We start from the raw sequence: 26,296 nt of genomic DNA on the forward strand, positions 1-26,296 counted from the left end.
GTCACCTCCCCTGGCGGTCGGGCGCGGGCAGCGGCAGCTTGGCCGCGCCGAGCCGCAGCTCGATCACGTTCGTGGCCAGGACGTGCGTCCGCGACTCGGCGAGGAACCGCTGCAGGTGCGGCTGGCGCCGGTGCGTCGCGAACGCCGCGTCGTCCCGGAACAGCTGGTAGAAGATCCGCTGGGTGGGGCCGCCCACCACCTCGTGGCAGGCGAAGACCAGCGTGTCCGGCTCGACGGCCCGGACGGCCTTGACCAGCTCGGCGGCGAGCCGGTCGAAGGCGTCCTCCCGGCCGTCCAGCAGCGTGTAGACGGTGATCTGGCCGCACCCGTCGGGCAGGCCGCTTCCGGACGGGGCGCCGGACGGGCCGAGCCCCCCGAGCGGGCCCGCGAGGGGGCCGCCGGACAGCACGGACTCGGGTACGGGCGGCGGGCCGTCGACGCTGGTCGGGCCGGCCGGGTCCGAGCCGAAGGCGGACGGGTCGAAGCCCGCGGGGACCGCGGGGGCCGGGGCCTCCAGCGCGGGCGCGTCGGGGAAGCGCAGCTCCTCGGCGGGCGCCGGCTCGGGGAAGCGCAGCTCGCCGCGGCGCGAGTCGCCGGGCGGCGTCGGCGCCGGGACCGGCTCGGAGCGCGACGCGTACGCCTGCTCCTCGTAGCCGGTGGCGGGCTCGTCGGCGTACTCCTCGCCGTACTCGTCGTAGCCCTCGTCGTCCTCGTACACCGGGATGGTGCGCATCGCGCCGTACCAGACGAGGCCGGCGGCGCCGCCGAGCGCGATGATCGCGAGCGGGGCGGGCAGGAACCCGCGGGTGCCGCTGACCACCAGCACCCCCGCGAGCGCGACGAGCGCGACGGGGATGAGCAGCTCGCCGGCCTCGCGGTCGCGCTTGCTCGCCAGGTACGCGGTGACGCCCGTGCAGCCGACCAGCGCGATCACCGCGACCACGTGCGCGCCGTCGATCAGCAGCAGCGGCAGCGCGTCGTAGGTGGCGCTCGGCTTCGGCAGGCTCTTGGACAGCGAGCCCTTGAGCGGGTCGACCAGCAGGATGACGATCGCGACGACCGTGTAGGAGATCGTGAACAGCCAGGCGGCGAACCGGACCTGGACGTACCGGGCGATCAGCTCGATCATGCCGAGGGCCAGCCACACCGGTCCGATCAGCGCCGCGCCGAGCTCCATGATGCGGAAGAACAGGCCGTTGTAGCCGGCCATGAAGCCGATGGCCATGCACAGCAGCGCGAGGGTCAGTCCGACCTGTGTGAACGACCAGGCGATGAGGTAGAGCAGCCGGTCCTTGTAGGCGCGCTGGACGAGCAACCCGGTGGCCGCGAGGGCACCAAGGGTCGCAACGAACGCGATGAGGGCATCGACCATGGCGACCCCATGGTGCCCGATGGCGGGCGATGAGAGGTAACCGCCGTCTTCACAGGGCACCTCGCACCGCGCCCGCGCGGTGCTCGGCCGGTGCGCGGGCGGCGCCCGGCGCGCGCTCGGGGGGCGGCGGCTCCGCGCACGGATTCGCGGCCGGAGAGGGCTCCCCACCCATTGCCTGCTGTACGGATCGGTATCTAGAGTGGCAGATCGCGTCGGAGGTCGCGTACGCCCCGAGGAGAACTGCATGAGCAGCTTGGCCCTCGAAACCCGGGTCGTCCCGCTTCCTCGGCGTTCCCGGGAGCCCGCCCCCGGCGCCGACCGCGCCGAGGTCCTCAAGGCGCTGGTCCTGCGGGCCCGCGAGGGCGACGCCGAGGCGTTCGGCTCCCTCTACGACCACTATGTGGAGCTGGTCTACCGGTACGTCTACTACCGCGTCGGCGTCCACTCCCTCACCGAGGACCTCACCAGCGAGACGTTCCTGCGCGCGCTCCGGCGCATCCGCGACTTCCGCTGGCAGGGCAAGGACTTCGGCGCCTGGCTGGTGACCATCGCCCGCAACCTCGTCGCGGACCACTTCAAGTCGGGCCGCTACCGGCTGGAGGTCTGCACGGCCGAGCCGGTCGAGCCGGAGCGCCCGCAGGAGGGGCCCGAGCGGGCCGTCCTGGACGCGATGACGCACCGCACACTGCTGGCCGCCGTCCGGCGGCTCGGCTCGGAGCAGCAGGAGTGCGTGGTGCTGCGGTTCATGCACGGGCTGTCGGTAGCGGAGACCGCGCTGATCATGGACAAGAAGTCGGGCGCGATCAAGGCGCTGCAGTACCGTGCCGTCCGCTCGCTCGCCCGGATGCTCCCCGCCGACCTGCACCCCTAGCCGTCCCGGCCTCGGCCCTCTCGCCTCCCCGATCGCGCCCCCAGTCGCCTCCCAGGCGCCCATGGAGCTTATTGGACGATTTATCAATTAAGGTCGGGCCGTAACCCGGCGCGCCGTCCGGTCGTTCTTGCGAGCGTGAGGAGCAGGCACGGCAAGAGGACCGAGGCGAGCGCGCGGCTCGACGGGCTGCGCCCGGACCGGCCCGGGGCCGCCGACCCGGGACCCGATCCGCGCTTCCGCGCGCTGCTGCGCGAGCGCCTGGTGACCGCCGCCGGAAGCGCCGGTGAACGCGCGGGCGACGGCACCAGTGACAACGATCGCAATGAGGCGCGGGACGACGGCCGGAACGCGCGGATTGATTAGGCTCGGGCGTATGCGGCGATTCTGGCAGCGCGGCAAGCACGAGGACCCCGTGAGCGCCGGGGAGGCGGCCGCCGCGGCGGCGGCCGAACCGAGCCCGCTCCCCGAACCGGACCCCGCCGCGGCGGCGTTCTTCGACGTCGACAACACGATGATGCGCGGCGCGTCCATCTACTACTTCGCGCGCGGCCTCGCCGCCCGCAAGCTGTTCACCATGCGCGACCTGGCCATGTTCGCCTGGGGGCAGGCCGCGTTCCGGCTGCGCGGCACGGAGAACTCCGAGCACATCGGCAGCGCGAAGGAGGCGGCGCTGGCGTTCGTCGCCGGGCAGCGCGTCGCCGGGATCGTCCGGCTGTCCGAGGAGATCTACGACGAGGTGATGGCGGACCGCATCTGGCACGGCACCCGCACCCTCGCCCTCCAGCACCTGGACGCGGGCCAGCAGGTCTGGCTCGTCACCGCCACGCCCGTGGAGGTCGCCCGGACGATCGCGCACCGGCTGGGGCTCACCGGCGCGCTCGGCACCGTCGCCGAGACCCGCGACGGCGTCTACACCGGACGGCTCGTCGGGAACCTGCTGCACGGGCCGGCGAAGGCGGAGGCGGTCCGGGCGCTCGCGGCGCGCGAGGGGCTGGACCTGTCCCGCTGCTCGGCCTACAGCGACTCGGTCAACGACCTGCCGATGCTGACGGCGGTCGGGCACCCGCACGCCGTCAACCCCGACGCCGCCCTGCGCGAGCACGCCAAGGAGAACGGCTGGCCGATCCACGACTTCCGGACCGGGCGGAAGGTGACGATGGTCGCGCTGCCGGCCGCCGCGGGCGCGGGCGCGCTGGCGGGCGGGGTCGCCGCCGGCATCGCCCTGCGCCGCCACTACCGGTCGAACTGACACCCGTGCCCATAACTCGCGACCTATCGCGAGTTGTGGCGACACGCTCTAATCTGTCGGTGTGGAGCCGGACCGGGTGAACGTCGAACTCGCGCTGCTGTCGCGCGTCTCGTGCCGCGGACGCGAGATCACCGGCCCCCGGCTCCGCGGCCTCCTCGCTCTCCTGGTGGCCGAACCCCGCACCGGCCTCAGCGCGGCCCGTCTCGCCGAGGGCCTCTGGCCGGACGACCGACCGGAGAACCCGGCGAAGGCGCTGCAGGTCGTGGTGTCCCGCGCCCGGTCGCAGCTGGGCGCCGACGTCATCGTCAGCACCCCGGCCGGCTACCGGCTCGGGCTGGACGAATCGGCCGTGGACGCGTCCGCCGTGCTGGCCAGCGCGTCCAGGAGCGCCCGCAGCGCCCGCGAAGGCGACCACGCCGCCGCGCTCGCGCACGCCGAGGACGGGCTCGCGCTCTGGGACGGCCCGCCGGACGCGTCCGGCGACGACCCGCTCTCGCTGCTGCGCGCCGACCGCGCCCGGACCTACCGCGACCTCGTCCGCGGCCGCGCGCTGGCGCTCTCCCGGCTCGGCCGCCACGCGGAGGCGGCCGGCCCGCTCGCCGCCCTCGCCGCCGAGCACCCGCACGACGAGGAGCTCCTCGCCGAACTGCTGCGCAGCGAGGCCGCGACCGCCGGACCGTCCGCCGCGCTGGCCCGGTTCGAGACCTACCGCCGCACGCTCCGCGACACGCTCGGCAGCGACCCCGGCCCCGCCCTGCGCGCCGTCCACCGGGAGCTGCTGCGCGCCACCACCGCCGACACCGCCGATACCGACGCGGAGGCCGCCCCCGCCGTGCGGCGCGGCATCGTCCATGAACCGAACCCGCTGCTCGGCCGCGACGGCGACATCGCGAACGTCCTCGACCTGCTGCGCACCTCCCGCGTCACCTCGATCGTCGGGACGGGCGGCCTCGGCAAGACCCGGCTCGCGCACGCCGTCGCGCGCGCGGCCGAGCAGCGGACCGTGCACGTCGTGCCGCTCGCCGGCGTCGCACCGGACGGCGACGTCGCCGGCGAGGTCGCGTCCGTCCTCGGCGTCGGCGAGGCACGGCGCGCGTCCGCCCTGATGACCGGGTCCACCGGCGAGGTCGCCGGGATCGCCGACGCCCTCGGCCCCGGCCCGGCGCTGCTCGTCCTCGACAACTGCGAGCACGTCGTGTCCGCCGCCGCCGAGCTCGTCGGCGCGCTCGTCTCGACGACCCGCGACCTGCGCGTCCTCACCACCGGCCGGGCACCGCTCGGGCTGTCGTCGGAGACGGTGTACCCGCTGCCCGAACTGGACGAGGCGACGGCCGCCGAGCTGTTCGAGCAGCGCGCCCGCGCCGCCCGCCCGAACGCCGAACTGCCCCCCGAGCGCGTCCGGGAGCTGTGCCGGCACCTGGACGGGCTGCCCCTCGCCGTGGAGCTCGCGGCGGCGCGCGTGCGGATCATGTCGGTGGCGGAGATCGCCCGCGGGCTGGACGACCGGTTCGCGCTGCTGCGCGGCGGCGCCCGCGACGCCCCCGCCCGGCACCGCACCATGCACGCGGTCGTCGACTGGAGCTGGACCCTGCTCGCCCCGCGGTCGCGCGCCGCGATGCGGGCGCTGTCGGTCTTCCCCGGCGGGTTCACCGCCGACGCCGCCCGCCATCTCGTCGGCGACGGCGTCCTGGAGGTCCTGGAGGACCTCGCCGACCAGTCCCTGCTCGTCGTCACCGACACCGGCTCCGGCGCCCGCTTCCGGATGCTGGAGAGCGTCCGCGAGTTCAGCGCCGCGTACCGCGAGGAGGCCGGCGAGACGGAGCGGGCCGTCGACGGGCTGCTCGCCTGGGCGCGCGAGTTCGGGACGGCGCACCACGAGCGGCTCTTCGACGCCGAACCGCTCGACACGATCGACCTCGTCCGGGCCGAGCAGGACAACCTCCAGCAGGCCCTGCGGCACGGGATCGCCCGCCGCGACGGCCCGTCGGTCGCGGCCGTGACGGCCGTCCTCGGAGCGCTCTGGACGATCGAGTCCGCCTTCACCCGGCTGTCCGCGCTCGCCGGGGAGGCGTCGGGCCCCCTGACCATGTTCCGGCCCGAGCCCGCGCAGGTCGCCACCACCCGCACGGCCCTCGCGCTGTGCTCCATGATCTCGCTGGTGCTCAAGGGCCCGCAGGTCACGCGCACGCTGGTCGCGCTGCGGCGGCTGCCCCCGCCGTCGCCGTCCACCCTGGGCGGCGCCATGGCGCTCGTCATCCGGTCCGCGCCGGAGATCTTCGCGAAGGACTCCACCGTCCTGGACGAGATGTGCGCGAGCGACGAGCCCCTCCTCGCCGGCATCGCGGACGTCCTCGCCGGATACGTCCTCGAACGGGACGGCGACCTGGAGGGGGCGCTCGCCGCCACCGAGGTCGCGCTGAAGGCGATCGAGGGGCCGGTCACCCCCTGGGTCGGGCTCGCCGCCCACTCGCGGCTCAGCGAGCTGCTCATGCAGGTCGGCGAGAGCGAACTCGCCCTGACGCACCTGCTGGCGGCGCTGCGGCTGATGGAGCGCTACCGCTGGCGGGACATGTTCGGGCTGCACTGGGCGATCGCCGGCGTCAACCTCCACCTCGGCGACCACGACGAGGCGGAACGCTGGCTCGACAGGTCCCTGCTCCACGGGCCCGAGGATTCGTACGGCACCGCCAGCTTCGACCTCGGCGCCCGCGCCGAACTCGCGCTCGGACGCGGCGACACCGACACCGGGCTCCGGCTCTGGCGGGAGGCCGTCGGGCGGCTGAAGCACGACCCGGACCCGTCCGTCGAACCCGAATTCGACCCCTGGACGCTGGAGACGCACATCGCCGCGGTCGTCGCGCACGCCCGCCACGGGCGGCTCGACCTCGTCCAGGACGTCGTCGCGGGGCTCCCCGCCAAGCTCGCCGCCCTGCTGGCCGACCCGCCGCTGCCGGTGCCGGCGTTCTTCATGGACCTGCCCGTCCAGGGAGGGATCCTGGTGGCGCTCGCCATGGTGGACCTCGCCCGGGGCGGCGACCGGGCGCGCGCCGCGCGGATGATCGCCCTGGGCGAGCGGCTCAACTTCGTCCGGACGTTCCAGCCGACGATGGCCCCGCCCGCCCTCCGCCGCGCCGCCCAGGACGCCGACGGGTCGGCGTACGCCGACGCGGTGTCGGCCTACGCCGGCCTGGACCGGGACGGGCTGCGGACCGCCGCCCGCGCGGCGCTGGACGCCTGGGTCAGCGCGACGGATCGCGGTTGAACAGCCACTTCGCCCACAGGTAGCCGACCACCGCGACGCCCACGCACCACGCGATCGAGACCGCCGTGTCATGGCCCGCGGGCCGGCCCATCAGCAGCTGCCGCAGCGCCTCGATCATCGGCGTGAACGGCTGGTACTCCGCGAACCACCGCACCCCCGCCGGCATCGAGTCCGGCGGGACGATCGCGCTGCCGAGGAACGGCAGGAACTGGATGATCAGCGGCGAGTTGCTCGCCCCCTCCGGACCCTTCGCCAGCAGCCCCAGCGCCACCGCCAGCCAGGTCAGCGCGAACGTCAGCAGCACCATCAGGCCCGCCGCGGCGAGCCAGCCGCCGAGCCCCGCGTCCGGCCGGTAGCCCATCGCGACCGCCGCCAGGACCGCCAGCACCAGGCTGGTCAGGGTCTGGATCATGCTGCCGGCGACATGCCCCGTCAGCAACGACGACCGCGCGATCGGCATCGTGCGGAACCGGGTGATGACGCCCTCCGTCATGTCCACCGCGACCGCCACGGACGGCGACATGCAGCCCGACGCCACCGCCATCAGGATGATCCCCGGCGTCACGTAGTCGACGTAGTCGACGCCGCCGACGCCCTTGCCGAGCGCCTTGCCGAACACCCCCACGAACAGCAGCAGGAACAGGATCGGCGTCATGATCGAGCTGACCGACAGCGCCGGGTAGCGCAGCGCGTGCCGGAGATTGCGGCGCAGCATCGTCGCCGAGTCCGCCGTCACCTGGGAGAGCGCGGTCATCGCGAAGCCGCCTTCCGGTCGTCGTCCTGCGTGGTGTCGGTGGGGGCCTCCGGGGCGCCGCCGGTGGCCGTGTGCGGGGCGTCCCCGGTGAGGGCGAGGAACACGTCGTCCAGATCGGGGGTGTGGACGGAGAACTCCTCCACCTCGATCGCCTCGTCCTCCAGGCGGCCGAGCAGCGCCCGCAGCGACCGGACGCCGCCGTCGCTCGGCACCTGGAGCGTCAGCGCCTCGTCGTCGCGCCCCGACACCGGCAGCACCCGCGCCGCCGCGTCCAGGCCGTCCGGACCGGCCAGCCGCAGCACCACGTGCCCGCCCGGCACCATCCGCTTGAGCTGCTCCGACGTGCCCTCCGCGACCAGCCGGCCGCCGTTCAGCACGCCGATCCGGTCGGCGAGCCGGTCCGCCTCGTCCAGGTACTGGGTCGTCAGGAAGATCGTCACGCCCGCGGCCACCAGGCCCCGCGCCAGGTCCCACATCGCCCGGCGGCTGCGCGGGTCCAGGCCCGTCGTCGGCTCGTCCAGGAAGATGATCTGCGGGTCGCCGACCAGCGTCATCGCGATGTCGAGCTTGCGCCGCATGCCGCCGGAGTAGGTGGACGCCAGCTTCCCGCCCGCCTCCACCAGGTCGAACCGCTCCAGCAGCTCATCGGCGCGCCGCCGGCCCTCCGCGCGGCCGAGCCGGTACAGGTCGGCCATCAGGATCAGGTTCTCGCGGCCGGTCAGCAGGCCGTCGACCGCCGAGTACTGGCCCGTCACGCCGATCGCGCGCCGCACCCCGTCCGGGTCCCGCGCCACGTCGCGGCCCGCGACCCGCGCACGCCCGCCGTCCGCGCCGATCAGCGTGGACAGGATCTGCACCGCCGTGGTCTTTCCCGCGCCGTTCGGACCCAGCAGCGAGAAGACCGTCCCCCGGGGCACCTCGAAGTCGAGCCCGTCGAGCACGACCTTGTCCCCGAACGTCTTCCGCAGTCCGACCACCTCGATGGCCGTCTGCGCTGGTTTCGTCGTCATGCCGCCGACTCTGCGCCCGCCCGCCTTCAGAACGCTTTCACCGCGGTTTCAGCCGGTTTCAGCTCGTCCTCTCCGCCGGACGGCGCTCGGACGGCGGCTGAGTGAGCGCCTCGATGAGCATGCCCAATGTGGCCCAGTCGACGAGCCGCGCCGCGCGGATCTCCCCGAAGGTCGCGATCTCCACCCACGTCCGCTCGGAATCGCCGTCCACGCCGTGCGGACGATCCCGCTGCGTCCGCAACCAGGCCAGCTCGTCATCGGTGATCTCGGCGGAGAAGAGATGCGCATGATGCGCGGACACGGTCGCGGCGACCTGGCGGCTCCCATGCGCGCGGAACCGGCCGGCGTCGACCCGCAGGCCGGTCTCCTCCACCAACTCATCGACCGCCTGATCCAACACCTCAGCAAGCACCGCCACGCCACCAGTCTCGGTGGGCTTGGCCGCCCCGGTGAGGCTGGCTGGCTCGGTGGGGCTGGCTGGCTCGGCGGGGCTGGCCGCCTGGACGGGGGTGGCTGGCTCGGCGGGGGTGGCCGCTTTGGCTGGTGACGAGCCGCCGGGCAGTTCGTGCACGTACCCGTCGGGCGTCGAGGCCGGGCTGCGGAACTCCCGTACGAGCACCACCGTCGTCTCGTCCAGTGACGGACCAGGGCGGTAGAGGGCCACCACAGAGACGTCCGGCCGGGAGATGACGATCTCATTGCCCTTCGTCCTGTCCTCGGCGGCGACATGCATCCGCACATGCAGCGCCCAGAAGAACACCGCACCCGATTCACCGTTGATGGTTGACGTCCATACGGGCCTAGCACCGAGCAGCACATTGCCTGCGTCGCGCTGTGCGGTGTACCAGCGCTGAAAACTCGGGGTACGCCAGATCCTCGACGGGACGTCCTGCTCGCCGCCGGTCATCGAATCCTTCATGCCATCCGTGTCCATGCTCAACATGCTTCTGCAAGGCCGCGCACGTTCAAAGTGCGAAAGTTGGACAATTGGAAGTTGGGCGGAGAGACCAGAGAGAAGGCGGAGACAGGGGAAACGGGAGGCCGGAAGACGAGGAGACCGAGTTCTCGAGCATAGGGCCCAGAGGCGGTGGGGGCGGCGCTTGCGTACGGGGCCGCCCCTCCAAAGTCAAGGGCGCCTTCGGCGTCGCTTCGCGATGGACTTCGTCCACCCTTGACTTTGGAGCCTCTGCGGCCCCTAGGCAGGTGATGGGGGCAGGCTCCGCCTGCCCCGCCCCGGGTCGCGCCGCCCCCACCGTCGCCCACGCAAGGGAACTGGAGGCGAAATAGCGCGATGAATTGGCGCCGACTCGAACCCCGCAAGGAAATGTAGGTATACCCAGCTATACCTATCCTCAGAGCAACAAAAATAGCCCCCCTTTCTCAACTCCAAGTCCAGCCACAGTCGATATACTTGACTCATGCATTCGGTTAAGGTCGATCTCAACGAGGCGTCCACCATGGAATTGGTGAACGCCGCTGCGATGATCGCCGCCGAACTGGCCACCCGTGAGGCTCCCGAATCTCCGGCAGCATGCCTGGAGCTCACCGAGACCCTCGTGGCAGCGTCCGATATGCAGGAAAGCGCGCTGGCATCGTTCATCGGTCGGGTCGACACCGCCGGAGAACAGGCCCGGTGGGGATATCCCTCCGCACAGGCGTGGCTGCGGTCGCGGCTGGGCATGCGCGACAGCCGAGCCAAGGAGCGCCTCACCCTCGCCCGGCAGCGCCACCGCCTACCGGAGGTCTGCGCGCAGTTCGCGGCCGGGGATCTGTCCTACGGCTACGCCGTCACGGTCGCCGACTCGGTCGCGCGCCTCGACGACACCGACTGCGCCGAGGCCGAGGCGATCCTGCTGGGCATCGTTGAGCAGGGCTTCTCGGCCGGGAAGGTCGCTGCTTTCGGGCGCCGCATCCGCGACCTCATCGCCGAACGCGACGACACCGAAGACGCCCCTGATGAGGACACCAAGCGCGGCTACGACAAGTCCTGGCTCACCACCACCCGATCCCTGGACGGCGGCCGCTACGTCAAGGGCTGGCTGAACCCCGAAGACGCCGCCATCTGGGACGGCACCCTGGCCCCACTGGCCAAGCCGGCCGGACCGGACGACCGCCGCGACCTCCCCGAACGCACCGCAGCGGCACTGTCGAGCGTGCTCTCAGGCGGCCACAAGGCCTCCAAGGTCACCGTCATCTGCGACCTGGACACCCTCACCGGAGGCAACGCCCCGGCCCGCCTCACCGACGGCACCCCCATCCCCGCCGCACAAGCCCGCCGCATCGCCCTAGCCGCCGGAGTCTCACCCCTCCTCCTCGGACGCGGCAACACCCCGCTCTACCTCGGCTACCGGGAACGGTTCGCCTCCGCAGCGCAGCGCCAAGTCCTTGAGACGCTCTACTCCTCCTGCGCGGTACGAGGCTGCGAAGTGCCCGGCACGCTGTGCGAGGTCGACCACGTCCACGGATGGGCACTGGGACAATCGCCCACCGACATCGACCAACTCGCACTCACCTGCGGATGGCACAACCGCTTCAAACACAGTCGCCCCGATCAAGTCCAGATCACCAAAGATGGCGACGGGCGATATGTCTACCGGCTACTCCCACCAGCCGACGCCAGAGGATCGACAATCGGGACCGGGCCACCAGGCAGCATCGGCCGCCCACCACTGGATAACCCCGCCCTCGACTGGGCCGCCTGATCAACACTCGACACCGCCACACCGGGTACACACACGCTCGCGCTACCGGCGCGGGAGGCGCCCGGACGCCTCCCCGCGCCGGGTGGCCGGGGCGCCGCGAGCCCACTCCTGTCGCCACGCCGCTCTAATGCCTCCGGTGACACTGCCTCCGGTGACCACGCCCGCGCCCTGGTGTCCGTACGGCTCTTCCAATGAACGGGCCGAGCGCTGCCGATCCCTCCGAGTCACCCCGGGCAAATCACCGAATGGCCTCGCCAGCGAACTCGGCGGCGGGTCTCTCGAATTCTCCTGGTCTCCCTTACGTGGGCGACGGTGGGGGCGGCGCGACCCGGGGCGGGGCAGGCGGAGCCTGCCCCCATCACCTGCCTAGGGGCCGCAGAGGCTCCAAAGTCAAGGGTGGACGAAGTCCATCGCGAAGCGACGCCGAAGGCGCCCTTGACTTTGGAGGGGCGGCCCCGTACGCAAGCGCCGCCCCCACCGCCTCTGGGCCCTATGTCCCGATGCCCCCGATACCCGATGCCGCCAATCGTCGTGTCGACGACGGGTGAAAACTGACCCCCAGGCGACGGCTGAAAACTGACCCCTCTCACTGTGTGGAGGGTGATCAAGGTGGAGGACTGGGCGGAGATCCGCCGGTTGCACCGCTCTGAGGGCGTGCCGATCAAGGCGATCGCTCGGCGGCTGGGCATCTCGAAGAACACCGTCAAGCGGGCGCTGGCGGCTGATGAGCCTCCGAAGTACCGGCGGGCGGGGAAGGGGTCGATCGTGGACGCGGCCGAGCCGGCGATCCGGGAGCTGCTGGCCCAGTTCTGGGACATGCCGGCCACGGTGATCACCGAGCGGATCGGTTGGGAGCGGTCGATGACGGTGCTCAAGGACCGGGTCCGGCTGCTGCGACCGCTATACAAGCCGGCCGATCCTGCGTCCCGGACGGCGTATCAGCCCGGGGAGCTGGCCCAATGCGACCTGTGGTTCCCGCCGGTCAAGGTGCCGGTCGGGGCGGGGCAGCAGAGCAGCCCGCCGGTGCTGGTGATGGTCAGCGGCTATTCGCGGTGGATGATGGCACGAATGCTGCCCTCGCGGGCGGCCGGGGACCTGTTCGCCGGGATGTGGACGCTGCTGCGGACGCTGGGCGCGGCGCCCAGGACGCTGGTGTGGGACAACGAGAGCGCGATCGGGCAGTGGCGGGGCGGCCGTCCGCAGTTGACCACCGAGGCCAGCGCGTTCCGCGGCACCCTGGGCATCGCGATCGTGCAGTGCCGTCCCGCCGACCCCGAGGCCAAGGGCCTGGTCGAGCGGGCCAACGGCTATTTGGAGACCTCGTTCCTGCCGGGCCGGTCCTTCACCTCACCGGCCGATTTCAACGCCCAGCTGGACCAGTGGCTGGCGCATCGGGCCAACGTCCGCCACCACCGGCGGCTGGAGTGCCGGCCCGCCGACCGGATCGTGGCCGACCGGGCGGCGATGGCGGCGCTGCCGCCGCTCGCCCCGGTGGTCGGGTGGCGGACGGCGACCCGGCTGGCCCGCGACCACTACGTCCGCATCGCCTCCAACGACTACTCGGTGCACCCGTCGGTGATCGGACGGCTGGTCGAGGTCGTCGCCGACCCGGAGCAGGTGCGGGTGACCTGCGCAGGGCAGCAGGTCGCTGCGCATCAGCGGTGCTGGGCGGTCCACCAGACCATCACCGACCCCGCCCACGCCGAGGCCGCCGCGGCAATGCGGCGCACCCGGTTGCAGACCGTCCGGCCACCCGCCGACACCGAGGTCGAGCAGCGGCGGCTGACCGACTACGACACCCTGCTCGGCCTCGACACTGGAGCCGACGTCGAGGGAGTGGCGTGATGACCGGCCGCACCACCAAGACCACCGGCACGACCAGCACCGGCGGCCGCAACGTCGAAGCCGAGCTGGCCTATCTCACCCGGGTGCTCAAGGCACCCTCACTCCAGGCCGCGGCCGGGCGTCTGGCCGAACGGGCCCGCACCGAGTCCTGGACGCACGAGGAGTTCCTGGCCGCCTGCCTGCAACGCGAGGTCGCCGCCCGCGAGGCGCACGGCGGTGAGGCCCGCATCCGTTCGGCCCGCTTTCCCGCCCGCAAGAGCCTGGAGGACTTTGACTTCGACCACCAGCGCTCCGCCCGACGCGAGGTCATCGCCCATCTGGGCACCCTGGACTTCGTCGCCGCCCGCGAGAACGTGGTCTTCCTCGGCCCGCCCGGCACCGGCAAGACCCACCTGTCGATCGGGCTGGGCATCCGCGCCTGCCAGGCCGGACACCGCGTCGCCTTCGCCACCGCCGCGCAATGGGTCGCCCGCCTGGCCGACGCCCACACCGCCGGACGACTGCAAGACGAGCTGACCAAACTCGCCCGTGTCCCGGTCCTGATCGTCGACGAGGTCGGCTACATCCCCATCGAAGCCGAAGCCGCCAACCTGTTCTTCCAACTCGTCTCGTCCCGCTATGAACGCGCCTCGCTGATCGTGACCAGCAACAAGCCGTTTGGACGGTGGGGCGAGGTGTTCGGCGACGACGTCGTCGCCGCGGCCATGATCGACCGCCTCGTCCACCACGCCGAGGTCATCAGCCTGAAGGGAGACAGCTACCGCATCAAGAACCGCGACCTGGGCCGCGTCCCCGCAGCCAACCACAACGACGACCAGTAACAGACAGCAACAAACAACAACACCAAGGGGTCAACTTTCACACGTCCCCAGGGGGTCAGAATTCAGCCGCCGTTGACACGTCGATCCCGCCAATCCCGGACGCGCAGCATCGGCGCGCAACACCTACTTGCCCATCCCGACTAGCAAGCCCCGACTCGTCCACCCCGAATCGCAACCTCGACTCGCAATCCTGGTGCGCCGCCCCCCAGCCCACGAGCACCAACCCGCAAGCACCGCTCCCACAAGCATCCAACCGGCAAGCACCACGACCAGATGGCACCACCGCCAGACGGCACCACCGCCAGACGGCACCACCAGGCATCACCGGCAGGCACCAGCGGCAGGCACCACCGGCAGATGGCACCACCACAGACACCACCCCAGCAGGCGGCAGGCAGCACTTCAGCTCTGCCTCACACCCCGGGTTCAACGTGCCGTCCCCGGGCGCACCAGTGCCTCCGCTTCGGTGCCGCTCCCATAGCCGCTCCGCTCAGCTCCAAGCGAAGCCGAGCCAAACGAAGCCGATCCAACAAAGCGAGCCAACGAAGCGAGCCGAGAGAAGCGAAGGGCGGCGTCCAAGCGCCCCTACTGGGCGAGTTCGGCGGTGAAGAGGGCGCGGACGCGGGCCCAGGAGTCTTCGGCGGCGGAGGCGTCGTAGGGGTCGCGGCCCGGGAAGAAGAAGGCGTGCTGCGCGCCCGGGTAGACGACTTCCTCGTGGCGGACGCCCGCCGACTCCAGGGCGGCGGTGATCTGGTCCCGTTGGGCCGCGTCGATGACGTGGTCGAGCTCGGCGAAGAACATGAGCGTGCGGACGTCCCCGGACGCGATGGCGGGGGCGTCGTCCAGCAGGGGTTCCGGGCGGCTGAGCGCGGTGCCGGCGACGGGGAGCCAGCCGGGGTAGTAGATCGCGGCGGCGGCGAGGTCGAGGCGGGTGGCGGCGAAGAAGGCGATGTGGCCGCCGAGGCTGAAGCCGAGGACGCCGGTCTTCTCGGTGGCGTTCGCGTGCTCGCGGACGTGGGCGACGCAGGCGCGCAGGTCGGCTTCGACGTCGTCGCGGGTGAGGCGGCCGAGGAGGTCGAAGGCGCGGGTGCGGTTGGCGTCGCTCTCGGCGAAGCCGGACGCGGTCTCGGGGCCGGAGCGGTGGTAGAGGTTCGGCGCGATGGCGACGTAGCCGAGCTCGGCGACCTGCCGGGCGATGTCGCGGACCTGGTCCGTCAGGCCCCACAGCTCGGAGCAGACGAGGACCGCCGGGTGCGCGCCGGAGCCGGACGGGCGGGCCAGGAACGCGGTCATCGGCGCCGGGCCCCCGACGTCGATCCGTACCTCGTCCGCGGTGATCTGGGTCGCCATGGGAGCCCCCGTCGTCAGGTCGCGCGCCCGCGGCGCGAACCCGATGATCTTACTCGCGCAGTGCGACCCAGGCCGCTCCTACAAGTAGGCGCGCATAGGGACGGGGAACGCGGGCTTGGTCGAGTGGGCGGGCAGGGTCGCGACACGGCTGCTGCCCGAGCAGGCCGGGGCGTCGTAGAGGCTGAGGAAGTACGGGGTGTTGTTGACGCCCGACCGGACGGTCTGGGACAGGGACGCGCACTGCGACGGATACTGGTCGAAGCGCAGGACGGTGACGGCGCCGGTGTAGTCAGGGTTCTCGTAGAGGCATGCCGCGTCCTGCGGGCAGGAGGACGGGTCGTCGGCGGCGGCGGGTGCCGCGGATGCGACGGATCCCGCCGCGATCGTGAGCGTGGTCGCCGCGAGCCGGAATCGACGGAGCATGATGGTCCCCCTGGTGGCCGGTGCTTCTCCTTTCAAGATCATAGCCGTGCGTGATCATCTGACCGCGTACCGTCAGGACGCGGCGAGGCTCCGGCTCTTGCGGACGAGGGTGGCGCCGAGCAGCAGGACGAGCACGACGGCGATCGCGGTGAGCGAGGCGGCGACGCCGATGGTGGCCGCGCCGGGCACGGTGAGCAGGGTGAGGACGACCGCGACGGCGGTGAACGGGGGCGGGACGGTGACGTGCCCGAGCGGGGCGTGCAGGGCGTACAGCATGGCCAGGACGATCGCGACGGGCACGGCGGTCGCGGCGACGACGGTGGTCGGGCTCGCCGCGATGCCGTGCTCGCCCTCGCCCGCGGACGCGACGGCGACCTCGAGTCCGGCGCCGAGGGCGGCGAGCGCCGCGAACATGGCGTAGTGGCCGTAGCCCCAGATGAACGAGCGGTCGCGCCGCGCTTCGAGGCCCTCGCCGGCGGGTTCGGAGAAGTAGATCCACCAGATCGTGAACAGGACGGTCAGCCCGGCGAGCGCGATGACGACGAGTTCGGCGCTGAGCCCGTGGGCGACGGCGCCCTGGACGGCGTTGGTGGCGGCGAGGACGCTCTCGCCCAGCAGGATGATGGTGAACAGGCCGTACCGTTCGGCGATGTGGTGCGGGTGCCAGGTCGTCATGCCGGGGCGTTCGGCGAACAGCGGGACGGACAGGTCCGCGAGGGCGCAGACGACGAACGCCCACACCGGGCCGTCGCCGGGGAGCGCGAGCCGGGACACCCACAGCACCTGAACGAGCGAGACCCCGATCGCGTAGCGCAGGGCGGTGGCGCGGCCGTCGGGGTGGGCGATGGCGGCGCGCACCCAGAGGCTGACGAGGCCGACGCGCATGACGAGGTAGCCGATGGTGACGGTGGTGAAGTCGCCGTCGAACGCCGACGGCACGCCCGCCGCGAGGACGAGGACGCCGGCCATCTGCAGGAACGTCATCACGCGGTACGGGACGTCGTCGGTGTCGTAGGCGGACGCGAACCAGGTGAAGTTCATCCACGCCCACCAGATCGCGAAGAACACGGCGAGGAACGCCCCGACCGCGTGGCCCGCGTGGCCCTCCTCGGTGGCGTGCGCGAGCCGTCCGGCGATCTGCGACACGGCGGCGACGAACGTCAGGTCGAACAGCAGCTCCAGGGGGCTGGAGACGCGGTGGGGTTCGGCCAGGTCACGGGCGACCATCCGGGTACGCAGCGATGGCATGCGCTCACTCTAGGGCGCGCCGCGCCCGCGGGCGTTCTCAGAAGAACGCGGGCCCGCGGCGCAGCAGGGTGTCGTACAGCATCTGCTGGACGTTCTCGCGGACGTGGTCGGTGACGTTGAACAGGGTCATCGGGTCGTCGGCGTCCTCGGCGGCGTACTCCTCCAGCGTCATCGGCTCGCCGAACTGGATCATCCACTTGGACGGCAGCGGGACGAGCCCGGCGGGCCCGAGCAGCGGGAACGTCGGGGTGACGGGGAAGTACGGCAGGCCGAGCAGCCGGGCGAGCGGCCGCAGGTCGCCGATCTTGGGGTAGATCTCCTCGGCGCCGACGATGGCGGCCGGGACGATCGGGACGCCGGCGCGCAGCGCGGTGCCGACGAAGCCGCCGCGGCCGAAGCGCTGCAGCTTGTAGCGGTCGGCGAACGGTTTGCCGACGCCCTTGAAGCCCTCCGGGAACACCCCGACGAGCTCGCCCTTGCCGAGCAGCCGCGCGGCGTCGGCCTGGCAGGCGAGGGTGTGGCCGGCCTTGCGGGCCAGGTGCGCGAGGACGGGCACCTGGTAGACGAGGTCGGCGCCGAGGAGCCGGACGCACCGGCGGGCGTTGTCGTGCAGCGCGACCGACAGCATCAGCGCGTCGAGCGGGAGGGTGCCGGAGTGGTTGGCGACGATCAGCGCGCCGCCCTCCGCCGGGACGTTCTCGACGCCCGCGACCTCGACGCGGAACCAGCGCTCGTAGAGGGCGCGGGCCGCGGGGAGCAGGACGTTCTCGTTGAAGTCGGGGTCGTAGCCGAACTCGTCGACCTCGTACTCGCCGGAGATGCGGCGGCGCAGGAAGGCCAGTCCGGACGCGATGCGGCGCTCCAGCGGCCCGGGTCCGGTGCCGGCGTCGCCGCCGGACTCCCCCGCCTCGCCGCCGTCAGGGCGGGCCGAGGCGAGCCGGATGACCTGCGCGCCCTCGTCGTCCTCGTGGCGGGCGTGCATCATCCTGCCTCCTTCCCCGCGCGGCGCGGGCCGCACGGTGTCGTCCACCGGACGGGTCGCCCGGTCGCGCCGGCCGGACCGTGCCGGTACGGCCGCGCTCGCCGGTCAGCCGCGCAGCAGCGAGGCCAGCCGTGCCGCCGGGCCGTGGCGGCCGAGGCCCTGGGCGGCGACGAAGTCGGCGAACGCCGCCTCCGACCCGTACTTCGGGCGCCATGCCAGCTCCTCCTCCAGGGCCGAGGTGTCGATGACCCTGCCGTAGGTGAGCCAGCGCAGCAGCTCGGGCGAGAATCCCGACATGCCCGCGAACCGCCGTCCCATGTCGCCGAACAGCGAGATCGACGGCGCCGGGACGGGCACGTAGGGGCGGCCCGCGCGGCGCAGCGCCTGCGACAGCAGGAGCACGCCGTCGCCGGCCACGTTGTAGCAGCCGGGGTGGTCCTCGACGGTCATCCGCCGCAGCACCTCGACGCCGTCGTCCTCGTGGACGAACTGGAGCCGGGGATCGAAGCCCAGCACCGTCGGGACGACCGGCATGCGCAGGTACCGCGTGAGCGGCGAGTCGACGCCGGGGCCGACGAAGTTGGCGAACCGCAGCACCGACACCGTCAGGTCGGAGCGGCGCCGCGTCAGCCCGCGGACGTACCCCTCGACCTCGACGGCGTCCTTGGCGTACCCGGACGTCGGCGCCTCGACGGGCTCGTCCCGCTCGGTGAACACGGCCGGGTCCATCGGGGAGGAGCCGTAGACGGCGGCCGAGGACCGCACGACGAGCTTGCGCGCGTCGGGCGAGCGCTGGCACGCCCCGAGGAGCTGCATCGTCCCGATGACGTTGAGCTCTTTCACCTTCGCCCGCGGCACCGACGCCGAGGTGACCAGGTTGAGGTGCACCACGGTGTCGACCCGGGCGGACGAGATGATCTTCGCGATGCCGGGCGTGCGGATGTCGACCCGCACGAACTCGGTGCGGCCGAGCGGCATCGTGGGCGGCACGGTGTCCACCCCGATGACCCGCTCGATCCCCGGGTCGGCCTGCAGGGCGTGCGCGACCCGCGCCCCCAGGAAACGGGAGACGCCCGTGACGAGGACGACACGGGCCGCGGCGGGCTTGGCTGGCCCCGACTCGACAGGCACTGTGCGCCCCACCCCTTACGGCTGAGCGACCGGCGTGCTCACTTCTTGTTGCGGCGCTGGATGCGCGTCTTCTTCAGCAGCTTGCGGTGCTTCTTCTTGGCCATCCGCTTGCGGCGCTTCTTGATGACAGAGCCCACGAGACCTCGCTCGGCGTATCGGGTGTTGTGCAGGAGACGAACGTGCCGCAGGCGAGTGATGACTCGATACGCGCGCACGGTCCGCTGCCCAAGGGTACCGCTGCGCAGGTGGAGATCTCGCCGCGGCATGGCGCGCGGCGACCGGCACCGCGCCGCGCGCGCCGTCCCGCGGCGCCGCCCGCGATGCCGGGCACCGTTCCGCGCGGGCGGGCGGGGATGGTGACTCCGCCCGTCCCGCGGTGTCCGGACCGGCTCCGGACCGGGGGTCGCGCGGGGCATCGGCGATGCCCCGTCCGCCCGGTCCCCGGGTCCGGCGGCCTACCGGCCGCCGGCCGGTCCTCGTCCTGTTTCCCCAGCTCCGGGACGGTCCTCGCGGGTCGTCCCGGCGCCCCCTGCACGGCCGGGTGGCAGGTTCGGCGAGGGCCTGTCGGCCCCGCCCTCACCCGTTATCCGGCTTCGATGTACGCGTCGCGCAGGTAGTCGTGAACAGCCTGTTCGGGGACCCGGAACGAGCGGCCCACCCGGATGGCGGGAAGCTCGCCCGAGTGGACGAGGCGGTAGACGGTCATCTTGGACACCCGCATCACCGAGGCCACTTCGGCCACGGTCAGGAACCTGACCTCGCTGAGAGGTCGCTCGCCTGAGCTCATCGGACGCCCTCTTCCACACGTGCCGCGCACCGGCCCTTCGGGTGACTTTGATCACGCACGTGTACTTCCTCCAGCGTAAATCGCGTATCGGCAGTCGCAAGAGGGGAGTTCCGCACATTTCCGTATCCGACCCTGACCGGGCGGCCATATCGTTGCTCCCGTACGGAGCGCGAACATGACGGCACTGGGCGTGGCAATCCCACCGAATGTCAACCGAAAACAGGGGATGACCTGCGACTCAGAGGTTCGCGCTGGGGCCGCGCCAAACCACGGACACCGTTACGGCAGCCCTGTCACACCCAGTGACAGGATGGACGGCCGCGCCGGAAGGTAAGCAAGGTCAGTCCTTCGGGGACAGGCCCGCGCGGGCGAGGAGATACGCCGTCAAGGGCCCGTAATGGTGCGGAGACACGCCGTCGTCCAGCGGGACGACCACATCGATCTTGCCTTCGGCGGCGCCGGCGAACAGCGCGGGATCGTTACAGTCCGCGAATCCGACGGTGTCGATGCCGGCCTGGCCGGCGGCGCCCGCCCAGCCGTGATCGGCAATGGCCAGATCCGGCCAAGAATCGTGTTTATCGTTCATGGTCTCGCCGTTTCCGCTATCAGCGGGCGCGGCTGCAGCGGACGCGGCCGGGCCGGGGCCTCCCGAGGCCAGCTCGCGGAGCATCGCCTCCATCGGATGCGGGTCGTGCGTGTGGTGGGTGCGGAAGTCCTCGCCCTCCAGCATCGCCACGCCCGGCTCGGCGTAGACGATCCGGCGCAGGTCGGAGCCGCCGTAGTCGACCTCGATCTCGTACGTCCAGCCCGCCGCCGGGGTCAGGATGCGGCAGCCCGCGCCCGCCAGCGCCCGCGCGACGCCCTGGTACAGCGGGGTCAGCGTGGCCGGATGCCCGGTCGCGATCACCACGGTCTCCCGGCGGCGCGCCGCGAGGCCGATCCGGTCGCCCATCGCCTCCAGCGTGTCGAGGGTGATGTCGGGGTCGATCGTGTCGTCGCCGTACACGTGCCGCGGATCCGGGTTCACGCCGCAGCGCTCGACCATCATCTCCAGCACGGACCGCTCCGTCCACGACGGCTTGAGCTCCAGCCCGAACCGGTAGTACGGGTTGCCGGCCGCCATCCGCCGGTAGTGCAGCAGGTTGTTCTGCCGCGGTGTCGCCACGTCGCCCGCGATCATCGTGCGGACGAGGTGCGCGCGCAGTTCGTCCCGCGTGGGGGGCTTGCCAGGATCCGCCATCACTCGTCCGCCGCCGCTCTACTTGTCGCTTGTCGCTCGTCGTCGCCCGTCCGGGGTGACTCGTCCGCGGTCACTCGTCCGTCATCGGGTCGAGGCCGTGCTCGGGGAAGACCTCCCGCCGGGTCGCCAGGATCGCCTGGTCGACCGGGTTCGCCGGGTCGTAGCCGTTCCCCCACCGGTGCACCTCCACCACGTCCGTCCCGTCCGTCATCCGGCGCGGGGCGATCTCGCCGGTGCGCCTCCGCACGAACTCGCGCCAGGCGTCCGGGGTCTCGGTGGCCGGCGCGATCGGGTCGCCGGACGCCTCCGCCAGCAGGTGCGTCCAGGCGCGCGGGACGACCTGGACCAGCTCGTAGCCACCGCCGCCGGTCAGGATCCAGCGGCCGCCGGCCGTCTCGTGCGCGAGCCGGTGCAGCGCCGCGTACGCGGTCCGCTGCCCGTCCACGGTGAGGATCAGGTGGGCGAGCGGGTCGAGCGCGTGCGAGTCGGCGCCCTGCTGGGTGACGAGCACCTGCGGGCGGAACCGGCGCAGCAGCTGCGGGACGACCGCCTCGAACGCGCGCAGCCAGGACGCGTCGTTGGTGCCGGGCGGCAGCGAGACGTTGACCGCCGTGCCGTCGGCGCCGGTCTCGGTGGGGAACCCGGTGCCGGGGAACAGCGTCCGCGGCGTCTCGTGCAGGCTGATCGTCAGGACGCGTGGGTCGTCGTAGAACGCGGCCTGGACGCCGTCGCCGTGGTGTACGTCGATGTCGACGTAGGCGACGCGCTCGGCGCCGTTCTCCAGCAGCCACGCGATCGCGACGGCCGGGTCGTTGTAGACGCAGAAGCCGCTCGCGGCGCCGCTCAGCGCGTGGTGCAGGCCGCCGGAGACGTTCGCGGCGTGCTCGGCGCGGCCCGTCCAGACCGCCTCCGCCGCGGCCACCGAGGCGCCCGTGACCAGCGCGGACGCGTCGTGCATGCCGAGGAAGACGGGATTGTCGTCGGTGCCGAGGCCGTACCGCGGCTCCGGCAGCCCGGTCGCGCCCGCGTGCTTGACGGCCGCGATGTACGCCTCCTCGTGGACGAGGCGGAGCAGCTTGTCGTCGGCGGTCTCGAACTCCGACACCCGCACGTTGCTGCGGTCCAGCACGCCGAGCTCGCGGGCCAGCGCCATCGTCAGCTCGACGCGGACCGGGTTCATCGGGTGGCCGGGCCCGAAGTCGTAGGAGACGAGCCGGTCGTCCCAGAAGATCTCCAGCCCGCAGCCCCGGGGCGGAGGCTGGGAGGGCGGCGCGACGCTCATGACCTCACGGTATCGCGGCGGGTCCGTGGCCAGGATCACAGACCCCACCGGTCCGGACGTCCCTCGCGATCAAGCTGTGATGTTGATTACACGACATAAATGGGCATGTACATAACACAACGGAAACAGCCAGTGAGGTGCCGATGGACCAGAGCGTCCGCAGCCGCGCGATCTCCGGCGCCCTCCGGCTGGGCGTCCACCCCTTCATGCACCGGGTCCCCGGGCACGCCCCGAGCATCCGCACCGCCCGCTCCGCCGTGGACGCCGCGTCCCTGCTGCTGCGGGCCGGCTCGCGGGCCCGGGTCGTCCCACTGGCGGACCCGCGCGTCGAGAGCCCCGGTGACCGACCGGTCAGGGGCGAGTGGGTCGTCACCCGCGACGCGCCCGAGGCCCCCGCCGCGGGCACGTCGCCCGCAGGCGCGATCCTCTACCTGCACGGCGGCGGCTACGTCGTCTGCTCGCCGCGCACGCACCGGTCGATCACGTCGCGGCTGGCGGTCGAGACCGGTCTGCCCGTCCTCGTGCCCCGCTACCGGCTCGCGCCCGAGCACCCCTTCCCCGCCGCGCTGGAGGACGCCGTCGCCGCCTACCGGTGGCTGCTCGACCGCGGCGTCCCCGCGTCCGGGATCGTCGTGGCGGGCGACTCGGCGGGCGGGCATCTCGCCGCCACGCTGGCGGGCGAGATCTGCCGGACGGGGCTGCCGTCCCCCGCCGGGATCGTCCTGTTCTCCCCCTGGGTCGACCTGACCTGCGAGCTGTCCACCCGCGAGCAGCGGCACGCCCGCGACCCGTACATCAGCGCGTACGCGGCGCGCCGGGTCGCCCGCCTCGTGGTGGGGCCGGGCGGCTTCGACGACCCGCGCCTCGCCCTGCTCACCTGCGCGTGGACGGACACGCCGCCGGTGCTGATCCAGGTCGGCGGCGCGGAGGTGCTGCGCCCCGAGGCGGAGGCGCTCGCGGACGCGCTGACCGCCGCGGGCGCCGACTGCGAGCTCCAGGTCTGGAAGGGGCAGATGCACGTCTTCCAGATCCTCAACCGGGTGCTTCCGGAGGCGAGCGCGGCGATGCGCGACGCCGCCCGCTTCATCGGGTCCGTCACGGCCCCGGCGCCCAAGAAGTCGGAGGTCGCGGCGTAGGCGCGCGGACTACCGGCCGTCGCCCTTGCCCTCCTTGGGCGCGGAACGGCGGTTCGCGGCCAGGAGCGCGGCCGCGTGGTCGGCCATGAAGCGCGGCACGCCGAGCCTGATGAGCGTGCGGTGCAGCAGCGTCCGCTCCACCGGGGACGCCGCGCGGGGCACGCCCGCGTCCCGTTTCCGCCGGTCGACCATCCCGCGCCTCCCCCGCCGTCATCAAGATCAACGGGGATGGTAGCCAGGAAAATCCCTGTTTCACCCGGGAATCGGGCTCATTAGCCACGCTAGGGAATTCGCCCGTCACCCCGCGTGGCCCGATCGGCGAGTCGTCGCGGGTCAGAAGTTGCGGGCGTGCTCGGGCTCGAAGACCGGGTCGCCGTCCTCCGGTCGGCGACGCGCGGTGAGGAAGCCGACCGCCGCCGCGACCGTCGCGATCCCCTCTCCGACCAGGCTGATCGTCTTCTCGGTGTACCAGACGGGCTCGTGCATGTCCGGCAGCGGACCGAGCGCGCCGACGTCGACGTAGTAGTACAGCAGGAGCGCGCCGACCGCGCTCCCCGCGACGAGGAACGCCAGCGCGTACGACCAGCGGGCCGCGTAGGTGAGAATGATCACCGCGACGACGGCGGCGATCCCGGCCTGGATGCGGAAGAGCAGGTCGCCGTGGATCGAGCCGCCCTGGACGAACGCCATCTGGGGAGCGAACCTCCAGTGCACGACGGCGTCCGCGGCGAGTCCCGCGGCGACCAGCAGTCGGAGTATGAGTCGCATACTCCTAACACGGCCCCGCACCCCCGCCCGGCTCAACCCGATCATTCGGAATTCAACTTTTTCCGGGCGATGTGCGCGGTGCGGGGCAGGGCAAAACAGGGCAGGCGGGGCGGAGCAGGGCAGGCGGGTGGGGCGGTCAGCCGCCGGCGAGCTCCCGGCCGCGGTTGCGGGCCGCCTCGATCGCCTCCAGGACGGCGGCGCGGACGCCGTGCCTCTCCAGCTCCCGGATGGCCGAGATCGTCGTCCCGCCCGGGGACGTCACGGCCTCGCGCAGCAGCACCGGATGCTCGCCGGAGTCGCGCAGCATCACCGCGGCGCCGACCGCGGACTGGATCACCATCTCCAGCGCGGCGGCGCGCGGCATGCCGAGCAGGATGCCGGCGTCGACCATCGCCTCGACCAGGTAGTAGAAGTACGCGGGGCCGCTGCCGGACAGGGCCGTCGCGCCGTCCTGCAGCGACTCGGGGATGCGCAGCACCTTCCCGACCGGCGACAGCAGCTCCTCGGCGAGCTTCAGGTGCTCCTCGCCCGCGTGCGACCCCGCCGAGATGACGCTCATCGCCTCGTCCACGTGGACGGGCGTGTTCGACATGACGCGGACCACCGGCGTCCCGGCTGGGAGCCGCTCCTCGATGAACGCCGTGGGGATGCCCGCGGCCATGGAGACGACCATCCGGTCGCCGCCGACGTGCGGGCGGATCTCGTCCAGCAGCGCGCCCATGTCCTGCGGCTTCACCGCGATGACCAGCGTCTCGGCCTTCGCGGCGGCGTCGGCGTTGGACACGGTCTCGATGCCGTAGCGCTCGCGCAGCAGCACCGCGCGCTCCTCGCGGCGCGCGGTCGCCACGAGCTCGGACGGGCGGCGGCCGGCCCGGAGCACCCCGGACAGCAGCGCCTCGCCCATCTTCCCGGCACCCAGAATCGCGATCATCGGCATACCTTGACGTGGGGATCCAGTGACCGGACCAGCCTATCGGGGGCCGCCCGGCCACCGGACGGCCAGGCGCGGACGGTCAGGCGCGGACGGTCAGGCGCGGACGGTCAGGCGCGGTGAACGAGGGAGCGCGCGAACAGCTTGAGGTTGGACGGCCTCTCCGCGAGGCGCCGCATGAAGTACTCGTACCACTCGCGCCCGTAGGCGACGTACACGCGGACCTGCGCGCCCTTCGCCGCGAGACGGCGCTGCTCCGCGGAGCGGATGCCGTAGAGCATCTGGTACTCGAACGTGTCGGCGTCGCGCTCGTTCAGCACCGCCAGCGCGCCGCCGATGTCGATGAGGCGCGGGTCGTGGGTGGCGATCATGGGGTAGCCCTTGCCCGCCATCAGGACCTTCATACAGCGGACGTACGACTTGTCGATCTCTTCCTTGTCGGTGAAGGCCACCGCATCGGGCGCGGCGTAGGCGCCCTTGCACAGCCTCACGCGGGACCCCTCGTACGCCAGCTCCGCGCAGTGCTCCTCCGCGCGCCGCAGGTACGCCTGGATGACCGCGCCCACGTCCGGGAAGTCGCGGCGCAGCTCGTGGACGATCCGCAGCGTCGCGTCGACCATGGTGTGCTCTTCCATGTCGAGCGTGACGGTCGTGCTGGCGGAGCGTGCCGCGCCGCAGATGCGGCGCGCGTTCTCCAGCGCGGTTTCCTCGCCCAGGGTCAGCCCGATCGCCGACAGCTTCACCGACACCTCGGCGCGCGCCCCCAGCCCGGACTCCCCGAGCCGTTCGAGCAGGGCGACGTAGTGGTCGGCGTTGGCCTCGACGCGCCCGCCGTCCTCGGTGTCCTCGCCGAGGACGTCCAGCGTGACGAGCAGACCCTCCGCGGTGAGGTCATCGATGACGCGCGCCGCGTCGTCCATGGTCTCCCCGGCGACGAACCGCCGGACGACGTCGCCGGTGAACGGCGCGGTCTCCATGATCCGGCGTGCGCCGCCACTGCGCGACGCGAACAGCAACGCCTGACGAAGCACTGGTGCACAACCCCTTGTCCGGCGGGACGGCCCGCTCCTTCACAGCCGCCGTCCCCTACCGCCCAGGTTATGCCCGGACCGGCGCCCCGATCACGACGCCC

At 72.4% G+C, this 26,296-nt stretch carries 25 protein-coding genes; 8 read left to right on the forward strand and 17 right to left on the reverse strand.

Annotated features, from left to right (window positions below):
- Position 1: 1 nt before the first annotated feature.
- Positions 2-1,372, reverse strand: a complete 1,371-nt coding sequence (locus tag amrb99_RS22970; protein ID WP_190859395.1) for an antibiotic biosynthesis monooxygenase — start codon at positions 1,370-1,372, stop codon at positions 2-4.
- 244 nt (positions 1,373-1,616) lie between these two features.
- Here amrb99_RS22970 and amrb99_RS22975 point away from each other — a divergent pair, with 244 nt between their 5' ends.
- The 4 genes from amrb99_RS22975 (at position 1,617) to amrb99_RS22990 (ending at position 6,754) form a co-directional block, all read left to right on the forward strand.
- Positions 1,617-2,243, forward strand: coding sequence for a sigma-70 family RNA polymerase sigma factor (locus amrb99_RS22975; protein ID WP_190859397.1), 627 nt, complete (start codon positions 1,617-1,619; stop codon positions 2,241-2,243).
- A gap of 135 nt (positions 2,244-2,378) precedes the next feature.
- Positions 2,379-2,606 (forward strand): hypothetical protein, encoded by a 228-nt coding sequence (locus amrb99_RS22980; protein ID WP_190859399.1) that lies wholly within the window; start codon positions 2,379-2,381, stop codon positions 2,604-2,606.
- Positions 2,607-2,616: 10 nt separating this feature from the next.
- The gene (locus amrb99_RS22985; protein WP_190859401.1) at positions 2,617-3,492 is read left to right on the forward strand and encodes an HAD-IB family hydrolase; all 876 of its coding nucleotides are present in this window, start codon (positions 2,617-2,619) and stop codon (positions 3,490-3,492) included.
- 61 nt (positions 3,493-3,553) lie between these two features.
- On the forward strand, positions 3,554-6,754 hold the full coding sequence (locus amrb99_RS22990; protein WP_347256803.1) for a BTAD domain-containing putative transcriptional regulator: 3,201 nt from the start codon (positions 3,554-3,556) through the stop codon (positions 6,752-6,754).
- On the opposite strand, the gene amrb99_RS22995 is transcribed toward amrb99_RS22990, so the two are convergent.
- The 3 genes from amrb99_RS22995 to amrb99_RS23005 are packed head-to-tail and all read right to left on the reverse strand — an operon-like array spanning position 6,732 to position 9,452.
- Entirely contained in the window at positions 6,732-7,508 is a 777-nt protein-coding gene (locus amrb99_RS22995; RefSeq protein ID WP_190859403.1) for an ABC transporter permease, read from the reverse strand. The genes amrb99_RS22990 and amrb99_RS22995 overlap by 23 nt on opposite strands.
- The gene (locus tag amrb99_RS23000; RefSeq protein WP_190859410.1) at positions 7,505-8,518 is read right to left on the reverse strand and encodes an ATP-binding cassette domain-containing protein; all 1,014 of its coding nucleotides are present in this window, start codon (positions 8,516-8,518) and stop codon (positions 7,505-7,507) included. Before amrb99_RS23000 ends, amrb99_RS22995 begins: the two co-directional genes overlap by 4 nt.
- A gap of 58 nt (positions 8,519-8,576) precedes the next feature.
- The gene (locus tag amrb99_RS23005; RefSeq protein ID WP_190859412.1) at positions 8,577-9,452 is read right to left on the reverse strand and encodes a hypothetical protein; all 876 of its coding nucleotides are present in this window, start codon (positions 9,450-9,452) and stop codon (positions 8,577-8,579) included.
- A 484-nt stretch (positions 9,453-9,936) separates the two neighbouring features.
- Here amrb99_RS23005 and amrb99_RS23010 point away from each other — a divergent pair, with 484 nt between their 5' ends.
- From amrb99_RS23010 to istB, 3 genes are all read left to right on the forward strand, one after another.
- The gene (locus amrb99_RS23010) at positions 9,937-11,220 is read left to right on the forward strand and encodes an HNH endonuclease signature motif containing protein (RefSeq protein WP_190859414.1); all 1,284 of its coding nucleotides are present in this window, start codon (positions 9,937-9,939) and stop codon (positions 11,218-11,220) included.
- 600 nt (positions 11,221-11,820) lie between these two features.
- The gene (gene istA, locus amrb99_RS23015; RefSeq protein ID WP_190859416.1) at positions 11,821-13,065 is read left to right on the forward strand and encodes an IS21 family transposase; all 1,245 of its coding nucleotides are present in this window, start codon (positions 11,821-11,823) and stop codon (positions 13,063-13,065) included.
- A complete protein-coding gene (gene istB / locus amrb99_RS23020; protein WP_190859418.1) occupies positions 13,065-13,886 on the forward strand; it encodes an IS21-like element helper ATPase IstB in 822 nt (273 codons plus the stop codon). Before istA ends, istB begins: the two co-directional genes overlap by 1 nt.
- A 585-nt stretch (positions 13,887-14,471) precedes the next feature.
- Here istB and amrb99_RS23025 read toward each other — a convergent pair.
- The 9 genes from amrb99_RS23025 to amrb99_RS23065 all read right to left on the reverse strand — a co-directional run bounded on the left by amrb99_RS23025 (position 14,472) and on the right by amrb99_RS23065 (position 22,329).
- Entirely contained in the window at positions 14,472-15,236 is a 765-nt protein-coding gene (locus tag amrb99_RS23025) for a dienelactone hydrolase family protein (protein WP_190859420.1), read from the reverse strand.
- Positions 15,237-15,314: 78 nt separating this feature from the next.
- Complete coding sequence (locus amrb99_RS23030) at positions 15,315-15,659, reverse strand: peptidase inhibitor family I36 protein (RefSeq protein WP_190859422.1); 345 nt, start codon at positions 15,657-15,659, stop codon at positions 15,315-15,317.
- A gap of 72 nt (positions 15,660-15,731) precedes the next feature.
- Positions 15,732-16,907, reverse strand: coding sequence for a low temperature requirement protein A (locus tag amrb99_RS23035; RefSeq protein WP_206700073.1), 1,176 nt, complete (start codon positions 16,905-16,907; stop codon positions 15,732-15,734).
- 37 nt (positions 16,908-16,944) lie between these two features.
- On the reverse strand, positions 16,945-17,889 hold the full coding sequence (locus amrb99_RS23040) for a lysophospholipid acyltransferase family protein (RefSeq protein ID WP_190859592.1): 945 nt from the start codon (positions 17,887-17,889) through the stop codon (positions 16,945-16,947).
- Between the two features lie 105 nt (positions 17,890-17,994).
- Complete coding sequence (locus tag amrb99_RS23045) at positions 17,995-19,020, reverse strand: NAD-dependent epimerase/dehydratase family protein (RefSeq protein WP_190859425.1); 1,026 nt, start codon at positions 19,018-19,020, stop codon at positions 17,995-17,997.
- A 38-nt stretch (positions 19,021-19,058) separates the two neighbouring features.
- Entirely contained in the window at positions 19,059-19,157 is a 99-nt protein-coding gene (locus amrb99_RS23050; protein WP_018654693.1) for an AURKAIP1/COX24 domain-containing protein, read from the reverse strand.
- 446 nt (positions 19,158-19,603) lie between these two features.
- On the reverse strand, positions 19,604-19,807 hold the full coding sequence (locus tag amrb99_RS23055) for a helix-turn-helix domain-containing protein (RefSeq protein ID WP_067466901.1): 204 nt from the start codon (positions 19,805-19,807) through the stop codon (positions 19,604-19,606).
- 340 nt (positions 19,808-20,147) lie between these two features.
- Positions 20,148-21,047 carry a phosphatase gene (locus amrb99_RS23060; protein ID WP_190859427.1) on the reverse strand — a complete coding sequence of 300 codons (900 nt, stop codon included), beginning with the start codon at positions 21,045-21,047 and terminating at the stop codon, positions 20,148-20,150.
- Positions 21,048-21,117: 70 nt separating this feature from the next.
- Positions 21,118-22,329: an acetoin utilization protein AcuC gene (locus amrb99_RS23065; protein ID WP_190859429.1), complete on the reverse strand. Its 1,212-nt coding sequence runs from the start codon at positions 22,327-22,329 to the stop codon at positions 21,118-21,120.
- Positions 22,330-22,472: 143 nt separating this feature from the next.
- Here amrb99_RS23065 and amrb99_RS23070 point away from each other — a divergent pair, with 143 nt between their 5' ends.
- Complete coding sequence (locus amrb99_RS23070) at positions 22,473-23,465, forward strand: alpha/beta hydrolase (protein ID WP_190859431.1); 993 nt, start codon at positions 22,473-22,475, stop codon at positions 23,463-23,465.
- A gap of 9 nt (positions 23,466-23,474) precedes the next feature.
- Here the strand turns inward: amrb99_RS23070 and amrb99_RS23075 are convergent, their stop codons facing one another.
- The 4 genes from amrb99_RS23075 to amrb99_RS23090 all read right to left on the reverse strand — a co-directional run bounded on the left by amrb99_RS23075 (position 23,475) and on the right by amrb99_RS23090 (position 26,195).
- Positions 23,475-23,657 (reverse strand): hypothetical protein, encoded by a 183-nt coding sequence (locus tag amrb99_RS23075; protein WP_190859433.1) that lies wholly within the window; start codon positions 23,655-23,657, stop codon positions 23,475-23,477.
- Between the two features lie 141 nt (positions 23,658-23,798).
- Complete coding sequence (locus tag amrb99_RS23080) at positions 23,799-24,233, reverse strand: hypothetical protein (protein WP_190859435.1); 435 nt, start codon at positions 24,231-24,233, stop codon at positions 23,799-23,801.
- 136 nt (positions 24,234-24,369) lie between these two features.
- The gene (gene proC / locus amrb99_RS23085) at positions 24,370-25,164 is read right to left on the reverse strand and encodes a pyrroline-5-carboxylate reductase (protein ID WP_190859437.1); all 795 of its coding nucleotides are present in this window, start codon (positions 25,162-25,164) and stop codon (positions 24,370-24,372) included.
- A 110-nt stretch (positions 25,165-25,274) separates the two neighbouring features.
- Complete coding sequence (locus tag amrb99_RS23090) at positions 25,275-26,195, reverse strand: proline dehydrogenase family protein (protein WP_190859439.1); 921 nt, start codon at positions 26,193-26,195, stop codon at positions 25,275-25,277.
- Positions 26,196-26,296: the final 101 nt, after the last annotated feature.

Origin of the sequence: Actinomadura sp. RB99 (assembly GCF_014706005.1) — a bacterium.
Classification (GTDB): Bacteria; Actinomycetota; Actinomycetes; order Streptosporangiales; family Streptosporangiaceae; genus Spirillospora.

Excerpts from the sequence above, each read along its gene's own strand:
- amrb99_RS23025 (WP_190859420.1), bottom strand. The coding sequence starts at position 15,236 with ATGGCGACCCAGATCACCGCGGACGAGGTACGGATCGACGTCGGGGGC.
- amrb99_RS23065 (WP_190859429.1), bottom strand. The coding sequence starts at position 22,329 with ATGAGCGTCGCGCCGCCCTCCCAGCCTCCGCCCCGGGGCTGCGGGCTG.
- amrb99_RS22985 (WP_190859401.1), top strand. The coding sequence starts at position 2,617 with ATGCGGCGATTCTGGCAGCGCGGCAAGCACGAGGACCCCGTGAGCGCC.
- amrb99_RS22975 (WP_190859397.1), top strand. The coding sequence starts at position 1,617 with ATGAGCAGCTTGGCCCTCGAAACCCGGGTCGTCCCGCTTCCTCGGCGT.
- amrb99_RS23010 (WP_190859414.1), top strand. The coding sequence starts at position 9,937 with ATGCATTCGGTTAAGGTCGATCTCAACGAGGCGTCCACCATGGAATTG.
- amrb99_RS23075 (WP_190859433.1), bottom strand. The coding sequence starts at position 23,657 with ATGGTCGACCGGCGGAAACGGGACGCGGGCGTGCCCCGCGCGGCGTCC.
- amrb99_RS23030 (WP_190859422.1), bottom strand. The coding sequence starts at position 15,659 with ATGCTCCGTCGATTCCGGCTCGCGGCGACCACGCTCACGATCGCGGCG.
- amrb99_RS23060 (WP_190859427.1), bottom strand. The coding sequence starts at position 21,047 with ATGGCGGATCCTGGCAAGCCCCCCACGCGGGACGAACTGCGCGCGCAC.
- proC (WP_190859437.1), bottom strand. The coding sequence starts at position 25,164 with ATGATCGCGATTCTGGGTGCCGGGAAGATGGGCGAGGCGCTGCTGTCC.
- amrb99_RS23005 (WP_190859412.1), bottom strand. The coding sequence starts at position 9,452 with ATGGACACGGATGGCATGAAGGATTCGATGACCGGCGGCGAGCAGGAC.
- istB (WP_190859418.1), top strand. The coding sequence starts at position 13,065 with ATGACCGGCCGCACCACCAAGACCACCGGCACGACCAGCACCGGCGGC.
- amrb99_RS23000 (WP_190859410.1), bottom strand. The coding sequence starts at position 8,518 with ATGACGACGAAACCAGCGCAGACGGCCATCGAGGTGGTCGGACTGCGG.
- amrb99_RS22995 (WP_190859403.1), bottom strand. The coding sequence starts at position 7,508 with ATGACCGCGCTCTCCCAGGTGACGGCGGACTCGGCGACGATGCTGCGC.
- amrb99_RS23070 (WP_190859431.1), top strand. The coding sequence starts at position 22,473 with ATGGACCAGAGCGTCCGCAGCCGCGCGATCTCCGGCGCCCTCCGGCTG.
- amrb99_RS23080 (WP_190859435.1), bottom strand. The coding sequence starts at position 24,233 with ATGCGACTCATACTCCGACTGCTGGTCGCCGCGGGACTCGCCGCGGAC.
- amrb99_RS23055 (WP_067466901.1), bottom strand. The coding sequence starts at position 19,807 with ATGAGCTCAGGCGAGCGACCTCTCAGCGAGGTCAGGTTCCTGACCGTG.
- amrb99_RS22970 (WP_190859395.1), bottom strand. The coding sequence starts at position 1,372 with ATGGTCGATGCCCTCATCGCGTTCGTTGCGACCCTTGGTGCCCTCGCG.
- amrb99_RS23040 (WP_190859592.1), bottom strand. The coding sequence starts at position 17,889 with ATGCACGCCCGCCACGAGGACGACGAGGGCGCGCAGGTCATCCGGCTC.
- amrb99_RS23035 (WP_206700073.1), bottom strand. The coding sequence starts at position 16,907 with ATGCCATCGCTGCGTACCCGGATGGTCGCCCGTGACCTGGCCGAACCC.